Here is a 15,337-nt window from a genome sequence, read left to right on the forward strand (position 1 = left end):
CCCTGCGGCCCGATATGCCTGACACAAACCATTAACCTGATCAGTGATGAAGGCAAAAGGTTAATTTCGCATTAATCGGCCTGAATCCGCGATTCGCGGGGTGATTCGGCATCGTCTGTGAGGTCCTCGCCGAGCACCTCGCGCAGATACAGGCTGCGCACGAGCGAGAATCCGACCACCAGCAGTCCCGCCGAAAAGAAGAGCCCGAACAGCCCGAACACGAAGCCGATCGCAATGATCGCGAACACCGTGATCGCGGGCGGGATGTCGATCACGCGGCTCTGGACATAGGGCGTGACGAAGTTGGTCTGGATCACGCGGACGATCGCATAGGTGATCAGCGTGCCCATCAACGGCGCCGTACCCGCGGTCGCGGCAAGCCCGAGCGCGGGAAGCATTGCAGCGGTAGGCCCGACATAGGGAATGAATTCGCTAAGGCCCGCCAGCAGCCCGAGCGCCCACGCCGAGGGCACGCCAGCGATCCACAGCCCCGTGCCGACGAGCAGACCCATCGAGGTCATCCCGATCAGCTCGGCGCGCAGCCACAGCCGCAGCGTCGTGCCGACATCGACCAGCGCATCGGCAAACGCCGGGCGCACCGATGGCGGCACGAGCAGCAACGCGCCGCGCTGATAGACGTCGGGGTCGGCGGAGAAGAACAGGGCGCCGACGAGGAGGAGGATGCAGTTGAGCAGCAACTGGCCGCTGCCGCTCAGCAGGCCCCCGATGTCGCTGGCGACGCGCGATCCGGCGAATGCCGCCTTGACCGCTTCGACGATCTTCGCACCGACCGGCGATTGCGACATCCAGTGCGAAAGCTGGTCGAGCAGATGCGGCAATTGCGAGACGAGCTGGTTGATCTGCTGCGCGAATTCGACACCGAACAGCCACCCGAGAAACCCGATCACCGCGAGCACCGTGGTCACCGCGAGCGGCATCGTCGCGCGTTGCGGGACGACCCTGCCGTAGAGCTCGGCAATCGCGCGAATGGCGACCGCGCCGAGCATCGAGCCGAACGCGAGGATCAGCAGATTGCCCGCACGCCACACCGCCGCAGTGAGCGCGACGATCAGAATGACGATCAGGACCCGGCGGATGAACCGGGCATCGTCGGCATCGGGGGCAAGGCGCTTCACCCTTCGCGAACGCAAGGGTTGCGAACTTTCTCCGTCAAAAAGTCCATCAGCGCCTCGACGCGCGCGGGCCGGAGCGCACTTGGCGGGGTCACCAGATGCAGCGCGATCGGCGGTCCGTGCCAGTCGGCGAGCACGACCTCGAGCTTCCCCGAGGCAAGGTCGGGGCCGACAATGAAGTCGGGCAGCAAGCCGATGCCGAGTCCAGCGCGGAGCGCCGGGAGCAGCGCGTCGCCGCTGTTCGCCGATAGCGGGCCTCTCGGCCGCACGGCAGCTTCTGCACCACCAGGGCCGAAGAAGCGCCACGGTCCGGTGACGTTGGTATAGCCGAAACACGCATGTTCGCCGAGTTGCGCGGGATGGGTCGGTCGGCCCTCTCGCGCGAAATACTCAGGCGAGCCGACGATATGGATGGCGATCGGCCCAAGCCGACGCGCGCGCAGCGAACTGTCGGGCAGGTCGGCGATGCGCAGCGCGATATCGAACCCCTCGGCAACGATATCGACCTTGGCGTCGGACAGGATCAGCTCGATCTCGATGCCGGGATGGAGCAGGAGGAACTCGGCAACGAGCGGCGCGACGATCGCGAGGCCGAGCGTCATCGGTGCGCTCAACCGTACCAGCCCGGTCGGGGTCGTCGCGGCATCGTGCGCGGCTTCCTCGGCGGCGATCGCCTCGGCGAGAATCCGGGCGGCATGTTCCGCCAGGCCCTTGCCGGTCTCGGTCAAGGTCAGCCGGCGCGACGTGCGGTGGAACAGGGATTGCCCGAGATGCGCCTCGAGCCGCGTCACCGCTTTCGACACCGTCGCCTTCGAAACGCCGATCGAATCGGCGGCTCCACTAAAGGAGCGGTGTTCGACCACACTGGCGAAAATCGCCCAGGCTTCGAGATCGGGAAGACGCATTTGGTACCAGGCTCCAGGCGACGCGTTTCCTTACATGTCGAAACGATCGGTTTCCAGTGTTTCCATTTACCGCGCAATCCAAACGCCTATCTTGGTGCCAACGCAATTCCTTCGGGAGATCCGCAATGATCGAGAGACGTTCGTTCGAGAGCCTCGGCCATGCCGAGCATGGCTGGCTCAACGCCCGCCACCATTTTTCCTTCGCCAATTATTACGAGCCCGCCCGCATGGGCTGGGGCGCGATCCGCGTGTGGAATGACGACGAGATCGCCGCGAACAGCGGCTTCCCGCCGCATCCGCACCGCGACATGGAAATCGTCACCTATGTCCGCAAGGGCGCGATCACGCACAAGGATTCGATGGGCAATGAAGGCCGCACCGGGGCGGGTGACGTCCAGGTTATGAGCGCGGGGACCGGCGTGCGCCACGCCGAATACAATCTCGAGCCCGAGCAGACGACGATCTTCCAGATCTGGATCGAGCCGAGCCGCAAGGGCGGATCGCCGAGCTGGGGCGCCAAGCCTTTCCCGAAGGACGATCGTTCGGGGCAGTTCGTGACGCTGGCGAGCGGCTTTGCCGAGGACACCGATGCGCTGCCGATCCGTGCCGACGCGCGCGTGCTCGCAGCGCTGGTGCGGGCTGGCGAGACGATCACGCACGAAGTCGGCCCCGGGCGTCACGCGTATCTGGTTCCTGCGACGGGATCGGTCGAGATCGACGGCCAGACGTTCAAGGCGCGCGATGGCGCGGCGATGGATGGCGGCCAGACCGTCACGATCACCGCGCTCGAAGATTCCGAACTGGTGCTCGTCGACAGCGAGTGACGTACGCGTATCCCCCTCCCGCTTGCGGGAGGGGTTAGGGGAGGGGCGTGCCTCGGGCGCTACCCTTTCCTTTTCAGACTTCCCTCCCCCAACCCCTCCCGCAAGCGGGAGGGGGGCAAGTAAAAGAAGGATCTTACAATGACCAAAGTTCTCGTGCTCTATTACTCGTCCTACGGCCATATCGAGCAGATGGCCGACGCCGTCGCCGAAGGCGCGCGCGCCGGTGGTGCCGAGGTCGACATCCGCCGCGTCGCCGAAACTGCGCCGCAAGCGGTGATCGAAGCGGCGCACTTCAAGACCGATACCGCGCACGAAGTGATTTCCGGCCCCGACGCGCTCGCTGACTATGACGCGATCATCGTCGGCGCACCGACGCGCTTTGGTCGAATGCCGAGCCAGATGGCGTCGTTCTGGGATACCACCGGCGGGCTGTGGTTCGGCGGCAAGCTGATCGGCAAGGTCGGCGGTGCCTTCACCTCGACCGCGAGCCAGCATGGCGGGCAGGAGACGACGCTGTTCTCGATCATCACGAACTTGATGCATCACGGCATGACGATCGTTGGCCTCGATTACGGCTTCCAGGGCATGACCGGCGTCAAGGAAGTGGTCGGCGGCACGCCGTATGGCGCATCGACGATCGCCGATGGTGACGGCAGCCGCCAGCCGCATGCCGACGAGCTCGCCGGCGCGCGCTATCAGGGCAAGCGCATCGCCGAGACGGCGGCCAAGCTCAAAGCCTGAACCATTTGCGCCTCCGCCGCTCGACCGGAGCGATGATCGGCGGAGGCAGCAATTGCGGGAGCATGACGGGTGGCGGCACCGACGGTGGCTTGAGCCAGAGGTCGGATATGTCGGTCACCCGCGGGCTCGCCGGGTAGCTCGCGCGCGCGCGGCCGACCGCCAGGCGCGCGCGCGTCGCGCCAGGCACCTTCAGATTGGCGCCGACCCAGCGCCAATGCCACGGCTCCCACGTGACGCCTTGCGCATTGCCGATCGGGAACGACAGTTCGAAACCGAAGTCGGGCGCGTGGCTGATCAACCAGCGACCCGCGGGGGTCGTCGCGATGCAACTGTCGACATCGGCGCATCCCGCCGACGGCCGGATCGCGAAGTCGATCGCATAGCCCGTTGCGTGCTCGCTGAACCCCGGCGGCGCGACGGTCAGCGCGCGCATCGCCGGGTCGCCGCAATGGCCGCGTCGGCGATTGTGGCAAAAGACCGCGCGCTGGTGCGCAATCGAGCGGAAGCACGACAGGCCGCGGAGCGTCTTGCCTACGCTGGGCGTCAGCGCGGCGGCGGTCAGCATCCGCGCAAGGTCGGGCGCGGCATCGCGATTGATCACGCAAGGCTGGCCGACCGCGAAACCGGGCGGCGCCGCAACCAGATCGCCGCTTGCGACTTCAGGATAGGGCAGGTGGCCAAGCATGCGTCCGTCGGCCATCGCGGCGGGGAGGTCGCCGGGATAAAGGCTCGCCGGAACAGCCGTTTGGGCGAGCGTGGGGGAAGCCGCCCACGGCGCCAGCGCGATCCCCATCGCCCAAGTTCGCATCGCTCGCACGGCGCGGGCTCTGGCATGTCGGCGCTTGCGGTGGCAAGGGGGTGGGATGCTAGCCAATCATGTTCTTTTCCTCGACGGCGAGGCGCTTGTCATCGACAAGCCCGCCGGTCTCCCGGTCGATCGTCCGCGTGACGGATCGCTCTCCCTCGAAAACCATCTCGACGGGCTGACCTTCGCGTTCAAGCGCTGGCCGGTGCCGGTGCATCGGCTCGATCGCGACACGTCGGGCTGCCTGCTGCTGTCGCGCAATCCCAAGGCGCACGCGCGGCTGCAACAGGCGTTCGAGCAGGGTCTCGTGCGCAAGCGCTATCTCGCGGTGCTCGAGGGTGTGGTCGAGGGTGAAAGCGGGCTGATCGATCTCGCGCTTGCGAAGGTCAGCACCGAAGAGACCGGCTGGCGGATGGTCGGCGATCCGCTCGGCGCCAAGGGCAGCAAGGCATCGCGGACCGCGTGGCGCGTGCTGTCGATCAAGGACGGGCGCAGCTTCGTCGAGTTCATCCCCGAGACCGGCCGAACGCACCAGATCCGCGTCCATGCCGCCGAGGCGCTCGGCGCGGCGGTGGTCGGCGATCCGATCTACGGCAACGGGACCAAGGCGAACGGCGCCGCAACGCTGCTGCACGCCGCCGAATTGATGGTGCCACGGGCGGGCAAGGAGCCGATCATCGCCAAGGCGCCGCTCCCTGAGCGCTTCATCGCGGCGGGATTTACCGAGGCTGATGCCGCACCCGCGCAATAGCGCTTTCCTCGCGTGACCTGACCGACTAAGCCCCGCGCTCCCCGGGGGGCCGCTCATGCGCGGCTGAGAGGTGGGCTGCAGCCCACGACCCGCTGAACCTGATCCGGTTGATACCGGCGTAGGGAGGGCTGGCGGCAGACTCCGTTACCCCTCCGTGTAGGAGTGACGACGGATGACGCGAAGGCTTTTCACGACCGACGGCATCGCGCGCAGCGCGCTCGGCTTCGCGCTGCTGTCGAGCGCGATGCTCGCGGTCCCGGCGTTCGCCGAGGACAAGGATCCGCCCGGCGATATCGTCGTCACCGGCCATCCCGATCCCGAAGGCCTGCTGCCCGACCAGCACGCGCCCAAGGCGCAAAGCGCGATCTCGGCCGATTTCATCACCAAGCAAGCGCCCACGCTCAACGCGTTCCAACTCATCGGCCTGCTGCCCGGCGCGAACGTCTCGTCGAGCGACCCCTACGGCCTGTCGACCAGCTCGAGCCTGACGCTGCGCGGGCTCGGGCAGGACGAGATCGGCGTGCTGCTCGAAGGCGCGCCGCAGAACGACATCGGCTATTATTACGCCTATCCCGCGCAGTTCGCCGATGCCGAGAACCTCAAGCAGATCACGCTCGCGCAAGGTGCGGTCGATCTCGATTCGCCGACCGTCGGCGGGGCGGGGGGGCTGCTGTCGCTCACGCTCGACGATCCCAAGGCGAGCCCGCAAGCGCTCGTCAATCTCTCGCTCGGATCGTACGCCGCGCGGCGCGCCTTCGTGCGGGTCGATACCGGCACGATCGGCCGGACCGGGCTCAAGGCGTTCGTGTCCTATTCGAACATCCGCGCCGACAATTGGCGCGGTGCAGGGTTCGACACGCGCCAGCATGTCGACGCCAAGCTGCTCAACGAATGGGGCAACGGCAACCGCGCGAGCATCGCCGTGTCGTTCAACGATGCCAATTCCTCGACCTATCCCAGCCCGACGCTCGCCGACTGGAACGCCCAGGGGCGGGGGTTCAATTACGACCGCAGCTATAGCGCCGGGAACACCAATTACTGGCGGCTCCATCGCGCGCCGTTCCGCAACGTCTATCTTGCGGCGCCGCTGCATCTGGCGCTCAATGATCGGCTGACGCTCGACACGACGAGCTATCTCCAGTTCGGTTATGGCAATTCGCCCTACGGCACGGCGCTCTCGACCACCGGCAATTTCCTCGGCACCGAGGCGCTGGGGCCGGTCGCGCTGCCCGGCGCGGTCGACGGCACGGCGACCGTGCTCGGTAACTATACCGGCGACCAGTTCCGCGGCGGCACCGTCGCCAAGCTCACGCTGGCCGCCGGAGCGCACCGGATCACGGCTGGCCTGTGGTTCGATTACGGCAAGGACCGCGTGCTGCAGACCTATGGCGCGGTGCGTGCGGACGGGCGTCCGGTCGACCCATGGGGCTATCAGGAGACGGCGATCCGCACTGCCGATGGCCGCTTGCTCGCCTATGAGGATCAGCGCACGCTCACGGTGACCAAGGGTTTCTTCCTCGCCGACAGCATTACGCTCACGCCGCGGCTGACCATCGACGTCGGGTTCAAGGGCGTCAACTTGCTCCGCAATGGGCGCAATTATTTGCCCGGTCTGCAATCGGCGGTGCGCCGCGACAGCTTTGCCGCACTGCCGCGCGCGGCGATCCATTATCAACTCGACGACCGGCAGCAGCTGTTCGCCAACGTCACCACCAACTTCCGCGGCCCCAACGAATTCACGCTCTACAACAGCTATTACGGCGGTGTGCTGAGCACGCAGGGGACGAACGCGCTCAAGAACGAATATTCGGTCTCGCAGGAGCTCGGCTATCGCTACATCGGGCCGAGCCTGTCGGCGTCGGTGACCGCCTTCCATTACCATTTCCGCAATCGCCAGCTCGCCACCCTGGTCGATGTCGGCGGCGCGCAGGTCAATTCGACGCTCAACGCCGGCAGCCAGACGTCGTACGGCGTCGATGGCGAGATCGACTACCGCCCCGCCGCGGGGGTGAGCCTCTACGTCTCGGGCGAATATCTGCGCGCGCGGCTCGACAACGACCTGCCGGTCGGCGCGGATTTCCTGCCGACGCGCGGCAAGCATGCGGTATCGAGCCCGACCTTCCAGGCAGGGCTCGGCGGGACGTATGACGACGGCCGCTTCTTCGGCAGCAGCGCGCTGAAATATGTCGCGCGCCAATATGCCACCTTCGTCAATGACGAGAGCATCCCGGGCTATGCGACGCTCGACCTGTCGGTCGGCGTGCATCTGGCCGAGTGGCTCGACGGCAAGCGTACCGATCTGCGGCTCAATGCGATCAACGTCACCAATCCGCGCGTGCTGTCGGGCGTGGCGGCGGTGACCCCCAACGCGCGCGACACGATCGGGCGTCGCGGCAGCCTCATCGCCGGGGCAGCGCCGGCTTATTATGTCGGGAGCGGCGCGGCGCTGATCGCGACGCTGTCGCGCGTGTTCTGATCCCATGGCCGCGAGCGCCCCGCATCTCGTCCACGGCATGGGCACCACGCTCGAGCCGCCGACCTGGCCTGCCATCACGCATGATGACGCGGCTGCTGCGCTCTTGCGCTTCCCTGCGGCCGGGCAGCTAGAAGCGCTTGAGTGGCATTCGCCGCGGCCCTTCTCGGCGGCGGCGCGGGTGCGCACGACGCGCGGCATGTTCGTGCTCAAGCGGCACCATCCGGCGGTGCGGACGCCTGCCGGCCTGGCGGAGGAGCACGCCTTCATCGCGCATCTCGCCGCGGCCGGGATACCGGTGCCCGAAATCCTGCTGACCGACGCCGGGACGAGCGCGATCGCCGTCGGCGACTGGACCTACGAACTCCACCGTCAAGGCGCGGGGCTCGATCTGTATCGCGAGCGACTTTCCTGGACCCCGTTCCTCGCGGCCTCGCACGCGCATGCGGCAGGTGCGTCGCTCGCACGGCTACACGCAGCGTCGCGCGGCTTCGCAGCGCCGGCGCGCGCGGTGCAGCCCTTGGTGGCGAGCTTCAATATTCTTCCCAGCACCGATCCGTTGGCGGCCACCGAGGCCTATGTCGCGGCGCGGCCGGCGCTAGCGGCCTTCCTCGAACCGCGCGACTGGCGGCCGGCGGTGGTGCGACTGTTTGCCGAGCTCGGCCAGGGTGTGCCGGCAGCGCTGGCGGGGCGCGAGGCGCTGTGGACGCATAACGACTGGCATCCCTCGAACGTGCTGTGGAGCGCGGACGGCCAAGTCGCGACGGTGTTCGACTTCGGTCTCGCCGACCGGACCTGCGCGGTGCACGACCTCGCGACCGCAATCGAGCGCACTGCGATCGACTGGTTGGCGTTGGGGCAGGGGAGAGACGCGACGATCGGCCATCCCGAAACCGCGCAAGCGCTGCTCGCGGGGTATGCGACGGTGATCCCGCTCGACCGCGGTGAGGTGGCGGCGCTGCTGCGCGTGCTGCCGCTCGTCCATTTCGAATTCGCGCTGTCCGAGATCGACTATTTCGCGGGTGTCGTCGACGATGCCGAGCAGGCGAGTTTGGCGTGGGACCTGTATCTGCTCGGCCACGCCGACTGGTTCATCGCGCCACACGGACAAGCTTTCCTGAACAGCATCGAGCACGGGCCACTCGGCTGATGTCCGCGCTCGAGATCGTCGCTGTCATCGTCAGCTTTCTGGGGATCTGGCTGACCGCCGTGCGGCGGATGCTGTGCTGGCCGATCAACCTGCTGGCGTGTGCGCTCTACTTCAAGCTGTTCCTCGACGTTCGGCTCTATGCCGACATGGTGCTGCAAGCGCTGTTCGGCATCGCCATCGTGTATGGCTGGATCGTCTGGGCGCGCGGCAAGGAAGATGATGGCGACGTCGTGGTCGAGCCGCTGCGCGCGGGGCCTGCGGCAATCGCGCTTGCGGCGGGCGCGATCGGGGCGGTCACGATCGGGTGGGGCACGAGCCACTATACCGATGCGGCACTGCCGTGGATCGACTCCGGGCTGAGCAGCTTCAGCCTCGTCGCGCAATATTGGACGGCACGGCGACATCGCGAAAGCTGGCTGCTGTGGGTCGCGGTCGACGTGATCTATGTCGGCATGTTCGTGTTCAAGGGGCTGATGCTCACCGCCGGCCTCTATGCCGCGATGATCGTCCTGGCAGGGCTTGGCTATCGCCGCTGGCGGACCGCGCAGCGCGTTTGACGCTGCGACGGCGGGTAGTTCTTACCTAGCGCATGGCGCAAAAATACTAGGAACCGCGCATCGACCTCGCCGTTATATGGGTCCGATCCGAGCACAATTCGGTGGGGTGCGATGCCGGGCAAGGGATGTTCCCTGCGTTCGGCGCCACGCCGCGGTTGCGGATTTCTTCTTCGGACAAGGAGCGAGAAAATGAACAAGGACGAATTCCAGGGCGGTGCACGCTATATCGGCGGCAAGATCGAAAAGGCCGTTGGCGACACCGTCAACAGCCGCGACTGGCAGGTCGATGGCGTTGTCGATCAGGTCGCTGGTGGCGCGCAGAACCTCTACGGTCGTGCAAAGTCGGCAATCGGCGACGTCGTCGACGGCGCCCCGGAGCTCGCCGACAAGATCGGCAGCGAGGCGCGGGTCGCCGGTGATCGTGCGCTGGACGCCGCCAAGCGCGGTGCGCGGACGGCGCAGGACTCAGTCAAGCAGGCACCAGTGCTTTGGGCGCTCGGCGCGGCAGCGCTCGGCTACGGCCTCGCGTGGCTCGTGCACGGCCAGCGCGACTGATCGCGTGACCGTGGCCCCGGCCCTCAAGTCGCTGCGAGACTCTGCGGATCTGCGCCATTTGCGCCAGATCATCGCGGGGCTCGACGAAGGCGTCATCCTGGTCGACCCCGACCAATCGATCCTGTGGGCCAACGAAGCGGCGCTCGGGATGCACGGGGTTGATGCGATCGAGGCGCTCGGGGCCACGGTCGACGATTATCGCCAGCGCTTCCAGCTGCGCTATCGCAACAACCACCGCTTGCGCGGCGCCGATTATCCGATCGAGCGCGTGGTTGCGGGCGAGGCCTTTTCCGAGGTCGTTGTCGAAGTTGCGGTCGCTGGCGAGGCCGAGCCGCGCTGGGTCCACCAAGTGCGCAGCCTGGTGCTGACCAACGCCGAGGACGAGCCCGAATGTCTCGTCCTGGTGATCCAGGACGTCTCGGCACGCTTCGAGGCGGAGGATCGGTTCGAACAGTCGTTCAACGCCAATCCGGCACCGGCGGTCATCTGCCGGCTCAACGACCTGCGCTTCGTGAAGGTCAATCAGGGCTTTCTCGACATGACCGGGCACGACCGCGACACCGTGCTCGCAAAGACGGTCTACGACATCGACGTTCTGGCGCGCGCCGAGAAGCGCGATCTCGGCAAGGAGCGGCTCGCCGAGGGGCGGACCATCCCGCAGATGGAGGCCGAACTCGACTTGCCCACTGGCGAGACGAAACTCGTCATCGTCGCCGGGCAGCCGATCGACATGGGCGATCAACCGTGCATGCTGTTCACCTTCGCCGATCTCGAACCGCGTCGGAAAGCCGAAAACGCGCTGCGGCAGAGCGAGGAGCGCTTCACGCGGACCTTCTCGCTTGCGCCCGTGGCGCTCGCGATCGGTGCGCTTGACGGGCATCGGCTGTGCGACGTCAACGCGGCCTTCACCGCACTGACGGGCTATGCCGCCGACGAAATCATCGGGCGTCCGCTCGGCGAAGTCGGCTTGTGGGAGACCCCGGCGCTGCAACACGCGCTCGAGGGGGAGATCGATGCGGGGCATGCGCTGCGCGATCGCGAAGTCCGGATCCGTTTGAAGGACGGCGCGGTCATCGACGGTATCGTTTCGACCGAACCAATCCTGCTGCGTGACGAAGCATGCGTGCTGTGGGCGATGCGCGACATCAGCACGCGCAAGGCGTCCGAACGCGAACTGGTCGGCGCGATCGAGGCGGTGATGAAGGATACCAGCTGGCTGAGCCGCTCGATCATGGAGAAGCTGGCGCGGATCCGCGCGCCGCAGGCCGAGCCGAGCGGAGTCGGGCTCGATGAGCTGACGCAGCGCGAGCGCGAAGTGCTGGCGTTGATCTGTCGCGGGCTCGACGACAAGTCGATCGCGCGGACGCTCGATCTGTCGGGCAATACCGTGCGCAACCATGTCGCGCGGATCTATGCCAAGATCGGCGTCAATCGCCGCAACGCCGCTGCGGCATGGGCACGCGCGCGCGGCTTCGATGGCGACTCGATGTCGACATCGTCGACGAACGAACCGTCCGAACGGGAGGTGGCAGCATGACGCAGCGCCGCGACAAGGGCCGCGCCCGCCAGGCGAAGGGCTCGGTCCAGGAAGCGATCGGCAAGATCATCGGCGACGCCGATGTCGAACGGCAGGGGCGGCGCGAAAGCGAAGCCGGAGCCGATCAGGCCCGGGGCGACAGCCCCATGATTAAGGACGGCGACGACTGACGCCGGTCCGGCAATTTTCTACCAACAGGAGTGACTATGGCTACCAATTTGACACCCGGCTTCGTGCCGGTTGACGACGCGCGTCTGGTGAAGACGCCGACGCGCATTTCGTGGGGTGCAATCTTCGCCGGCGTCGTGCTGGCGATCGCGATCCAGCTCGTGCTCGGCATTCTTGGCACGGGGATCGGGCTCAGCCTCGTCAATCCGGTCGAGGGCACGACACCAGGGGCGACCGGCTTAGGCATCGGCGCCGGGTTGTACTGGATCGTCACGACCGTGATCGCGCTGGGTGCCGGCGGCTATGCAGCGGCACGCGTCGCTGGCGTGCACGATCGTTTCGATGGTCTGGTCCACGGCCTCGTCGTCTGGGGCGTCACGCTGATCCTGACGCTGTATCTGCTCACGTCGGCGGTCGGCGGGATCATCGGCGGCGCGTTCCGCACCGTCGGCGCGGTTGCAGGCGCAGCCGGTAGCGGGATCGGTGCGGCGGCTCCCAAGGTTGCCGACGTGGCTGGCGTCGATACGTCCGACGTCCGCAACGAAGCCGCTGCCTATCTGTCGACCGCACCGTCCGACCCGGCGCAGATGACGCCCGAGCAGGCGCAGAAGGAAATCGCCAAGCAGCTGCCCGCGCTCGCCCGCGGTGGCACCGACGGCTCGCAGGCCGAAAGCCGGATCGTCGACATCGTCGCCGCCCAGCGCAAGATCAGCCGTCCCGAGGCACAGGCCCAGGTGACGCAAGCCAAGGCGCAGTTCGTCAAGACCAAGAACGACGCGATCAGTACCGCAAAGTCGGCGACCGACACCGCCGCCGGTGTGGCAGCGGGGACGTCGTTCATGCTGGTGATCGCGCTGCTGATCGGCGCCGGTGCCGCCGGCTTCGGGGCGACCACGGCCACGCGCCGCCGCCTCTAACACGCGTGCAGTGCCGCCCGGATCCCGGGCGGCATTGTCGTTACGCGACGTGTCCTGCGGCGCGGTAGTCAACCGGCTGCCGCAGGACACCGACCAGACGGACACATGCGCAGGGCGATCGGCCAGCGCCTACCCCCGCCGCAAGCTGTCGGCATCGATCCGATCTGTCTGGCAAGCGATTGCGGCAGCATCGCGCGCTTGCCCGCACCGCCGCATGGCCGCACCGATTGCTGCGCAAGGCAGCGATACAGCATGACCAGGATCGGCGCCGCGAAAGCGCGATGCGGCCCTGGCAGAATGCCGGGCGCGAAACGCAGCTTCGCCAGCTGTTTACCTGTCAAAGACGCCCGCATATACGACGCCAGCGTCGGCGTTCGGTCCGGAGTCACGGCGCGACACCTACCGAGAGAGGATTTCTTGATGACGCTTCGTGTCGCCGCCATGCCCTTGCTGCTCGTCGCCGCCACCGCGTCCGCCCAAGTCGCCGCCCCACCGCCGCCCGCGAAGGTCGCACCGGTCGCCGGGACGCCGGTGCTGCCCGCGTGGACCAAGCCCGCGATCCGCGGCGCGTGGAACGATGCGAAGCGCGATCCCGATGCGCGTGCGAAGGCGCTGGTTTCGGCAATGACACGCGACGAGAAGCTCACCTTGGTGTTCGGCTATTTCGGGACGGATTTTCCGATCTTCCTCTATAAGGCTCCGGTCGAGGCGCATGCCGGCTCGGCCGGCTATGTCCCCGCGATCGCGCGGCTCGGCATTCCGGCGCAGCATCAAACCGACGCCGGCGTCGGTGTCGCGACGCAGGGGGGTGCCGCGGTCAAGCGCGAGCGGACCGCTTTGCCGTCGAACCTGGCGATCGCCGCGAGCTGGGACGTTGCGATCGCGCATGCCGGCGGCGCGATGATCGGTGACGAAGCGCGCCGTTCGGGCTTCAATGTCATGCTGGCGGGCGGCGTCGATCTGCTGCGCGAGCCGCGCAACGGCCGCAATTTCGAATATGGCGGCGAGGATCCGCTGCTCGCCGGGACGATCGTTGCCGAGCAAGTGCGCGGTATCCAGTCGAACCACGTCGTCTCGACGATCAAGCATTATGCGTTCAACGATCAGGAAACCGATCGCAACGCCGGCAATTCGATCATCGCGCACAGCGCGGCGCGCGTGTCCGACCTGCTCGCCTTCCAGCTGGCGATCGAGCGCGCCGATCCGGGGTCGATCATGTGTTCGTACAACCGCGTCGACGGCGCCTATGCCTGCGAGAATAGCTGGCTGCTGACCGATGTCCTGCGCACCGACTGGGGCTTCAAGGGCTATGTTATGAGCGATTGGGGGGCGACACACAGCACCGCGCCCGCCGCCAATGCCGGTCTCGACCAGGATTCGGGCTTTCCCTTCGACACGCAGCCCTTCTTCGGCGCGCCGCTGCGCCAGGCGCTCGATAGCGGAGCGGTGACGCCCGCGCGGCTCGACGTGATGACGCACCGGATCCTGCGCGCGATGTTCGCGCAAGGGCTTTTCGAGCGTCCGGTCAGCGAACAGCCGATCGATCTTCCCGCGCACGCCGCCGTCACGCGCGCCGCAGCGGAGGCGGGCGCGGTTTTGCTCAAGAATGACGGTGACGTGCTCCCGCTCGCCGCGACCGCAAAGCGGATCGTCGTGATCGGCGGCCATGCCGACAAGGGGGTGCTCGCAGGCGGGGGATCCTCGCTCGTCTATCCGGTCGGCGGCAATGCCGTGCCGGGGCTGCTGCCAAAGACCTGGCCCGGCCCGATCATGTATTATCCCTCGTCGCCGCTCGACGAGATCAAGCGCCGCGCGCCGGGCGCGGATGTCGCCTTTGCCGATGGCAGCGATCCTGCTGCGGCGGCGGCTCTGGCGCGCGGCGCCGATGTCGTGATCGTCTTTGCAACGCAGTGGCAGGGGGAATCGTTCGACGTGCCGATGGCGCTCGACGGCGCGCAGGATGCGCTGATCGACGCGGTCGGCGCGGCCAATTCCAAGACGGTCGTCGTGCTCGAAACCGGCAGCCAGGTCGCGATGCCGTGGCTCGGCAAGGTCGGAGCGGTGCTCGAGGCGTGGTATCCCGGCACTGCCGGCGGTGCGGCGATCGCCAATCTGCTGTTCGGCACGACCAATCCGTCGGGGCGCTTGCCAATGACCTTTGCGAGCAGTGTCGATCAGTTGCCCGATCCGGCCAAGCCGCACGCCGGCGACGTCATCTACAAAGAGGGCGCGACGGTCGGTTACAAATGGTTCGACGCGAAGGCGATCACGCCGCTCTTCGCCTTCGGCCACGGCCTGTCCTATACGCGCTTCGCCACCGACGGGCTGACCGCGACCGCCGCCAACGGCGCGTTGACCGCCAGCTTCACGGTGCGCAACACCGGTGCGCGTGCTGGCGCGACGGTGCCGCAAATCTATGTCGCGCCGGTCGCGGGTGGATGGGAAGCGCCCAAGCGGCTCGGTGGCTTCACCAAGGTCGCGCTCGCGCCCGGCGCGCGCCAGACGGTCGCGGTGACGGTCGATCCACGCCTGCTCGCGACGTGGGACGAAGCCGGGCATCAGTGGCGGATCGCGGGTGGTCGCTACAAGGTGATGCTCGCCGACTCGGCGACCGACATTCGCCAGACCGTGACGGTGAGCCTGCCAGCGCGGACCATGCCGGCGACATGGCGCGCGCGGTAAGCGGCGTCCCCTGTTTTCTCTCGGCCCCCACCGGGGCTCGACGAATGCCGCCCGCGCGACAGCTGTTCCTCACCCGCCGTCGATGACGTGGGCTTGTCCTGTCGGGAAGGCCGACTCGAAGCGCGCCAGACCGAGCGCC

14 protein-coding genes and 1 riboswitch are annotated in these 15,337 nt (G+C 67.2%); of the genes, 11 read left to right on the forward strand and 3 right to left on the reverse strand.

Annotated features, from left to right (window positions below; genetic code table 11):
• Positions 1-71 precede the first annotated feature (71 nt).
• Positions 72-1,136, reverse strand: coding sequence for an AI-2E family transporter (locus tag ACP7C5_RS03600; RefSeq protein WP_354286885.1), 1,065 nt, complete (start codon positions 1,134-1,136; stop codon positions 72-74).
• Positions 1,133-2,038: a LysR family transcriptional regulator gene (locus ACP7C5_RS03605; protein ID WP_133189522.1), complete on the reverse strand. Its 906-nt coding sequence runs from the start codon at positions 2,036-2,038 to the stop codon at positions 1,133-1,135. Before ACP7C5_RS03605 ends, ACP7C5_RS03600 begins: the two co-directional genes overlap by 4 nt.
• 125 nt (positions 2,039-2,163) lie before the next feature.
• On the opposite strand from ACP7C5_RS03605, the gene ACP7C5_RS03610 reads away from it, so the two are divergent.
• Together ACP7C5_RS03610 and wrbA are read left to right on the forward strand one after the other, a co-directional pair.
• A complete protein-coding gene (locus ACP7C5_RS03610) occupies positions 2,164-2,862 on the forward strand; it encodes a pirin family protein (RefSeq protein ID WP_189675294.1) in 699 nt (232 codons plus the stop codon).
• A 138-nt stretch (positions 2,863-3,000) separates the two neighbouring features.
• Positions 3,001-3,603, forward strand: coding sequence for an NAD(P)H:quinone oxidoreductase (wrbA, locus tag ACP7C5_RS03615; protein WP_426263197.1), 603 nt, complete (start codon positions 3,001-3,003; stop codon positions 3,601-3,603).
• Here the strand turns inward: wrbA and ACP7C5_RS03620 are convergent.
• Positions 3,593-4,411, reverse strand: coding sequence for a M15 family metallopeptidase (locus tag ACP7C5_RS03620; protein WP_426263382.1), 819 nt, complete (start codon positions 4,409-4,411; stop codon positions 3,593-3,595). The two genes, wrbA and ACP7C5_RS03620, sit on opposite strands and share 11 nt — an antisense overlap.
• A 55-nt stretch (positions 4,412-4,466) precedes the next feature.
• Here ACP7C5_RS03620 and ACP7C5_RS03625 point away from each other — a divergent pair, with 55 nt between their 5' ends.
• The 9 genes from ACP7C5_RS03625 to ACP7C5_RS03665 all read left to right on the forward strand — a co-directional run bounded on the left by ACP7C5_RS03625 (position 4,467) and on the right by ACP7C5_RS03665 (position 15,198).
• Positions 4,467-5,159, forward strand: a complete 693-nt coding sequence (locus tag ACP7C5_RS03625; RefSeq protein WP_133189514.1) for an RluA family pseudouridine synthase — start codon at positions 4,467-4,469, stop codon at positions 5,157-5,159.
• 32 nt (positions 5,160-5,191) lie between these two features.
• Positions 5,192-5,301, forward strand: a riboswitch (TPP riboswitch).
• 30 nt (positions 5,302-5,331) lie between these two features.
• A complete protein-coding gene (locus tag ACP7C5_RS03630) occupies positions 5,332-7,635 on the forward strand; it encodes a TonB-dependent receptor (protein WP_426263198.1) in 2,304 nt (767 codons plus the stop codon).
• A 4-nt stretch (positions 7,636-7,639) separates the two neighbouring features.
• On the forward strand, positions 7,640-8,782 hold the full coding sequence (locus tag ACP7C5_RS03635) for a phosphotransferase enzyme family protein (RefSeq protein ID WP_426263199.1): 1,143 nt from the start codon (positions 7,640-7,642) through the stop codon (positions 8,780-8,782).
• Entirely contained in the window at positions 8,782-9,339 is a 558-nt protein-coding gene (gene pnuC / locus ACP7C5_RS03640; RefSeq protein ID WP_426263200.1) for a nicotinamide riboside transporter PnuC, read from the forward strand. The genes ACP7C5_RS03635 and pnuC overlap by 1 nt, the downstream gene beginning before the upstream one ends.
• A 189-nt stretch (positions 9,340-9,528) precedes the next feature.
• Positions 9,529-9,894: a CsbD family protein gene (locus ACP7C5_RS03645; RefSeq protein WP_133189506.1), complete on the forward strand. Its 366-nt coding sequence runs from the start codon at positions 9,529-9,531 to the stop codon at positions 9,892-9,894.
• Positions 9,895-9,898: 4 nt separating this feature from the next.
• Positions 9,899-11,431: a PAS domain S-box protein gene (locus ACP7C5_RS03650; protein ID WP_426263201.1), complete on the forward strand. Its 1,533-nt coding sequence runs from the start codon at positions 9,899-9,901 to the stop codon at positions 11,429-11,431.
• Complete coding sequence (locus ACP7C5_RS03655; RefSeq protein ID WP_426263202.1) at positions 11,428-11,601, forward strand: hypothetical protein; 174 nt, start codon at positions 11,428-11,430, stop codon at positions 11,599-11,601. The genes ACP7C5_RS03650 and ACP7C5_RS03655 overlap by 4 nt, the downstream gene beginning before the upstream one ends.
• A 36-nt stretch (positions 11,602-11,637) precedes the next feature.
• Positions 11,638-12,516: a hypothetical protein gene (locus tag ACP7C5_RS03660; RefSeq protein ID WP_426263203.1), complete on the forward strand. Its 879-nt coding sequence runs from the start codon at positions 11,638-11,640 to the stop codon at positions 12,514-12,516.
• A 420-nt stretch (positions 12,517-12,936) separates the two neighbouring features.
• Complete coding sequence (locus ACP7C5_RS03665; RefSeq protein WP_426263204.1) at positions 12,937-15,198, forward strand: glycoside hydrolase family 3 C-terminal domain-containing protein; 2,262 nt, start codon at positions 12,937-12,939, stop codon at positions 15,196-15,198.
• Positions 15,199-15,337: the final 139 nt, after the last annotated feature.

This window comes from Sphingomonas sp. PWP1-2 (assembly GCF_049898305.1).
Taxonomy (GTDB): domain Bacteria; phylum Pseudomonadota; class Alphaproteobacteria; order Sphingomonadales; family Sphingomonadaceae; genus Sphingomonas; species Sphingomonas glacialis.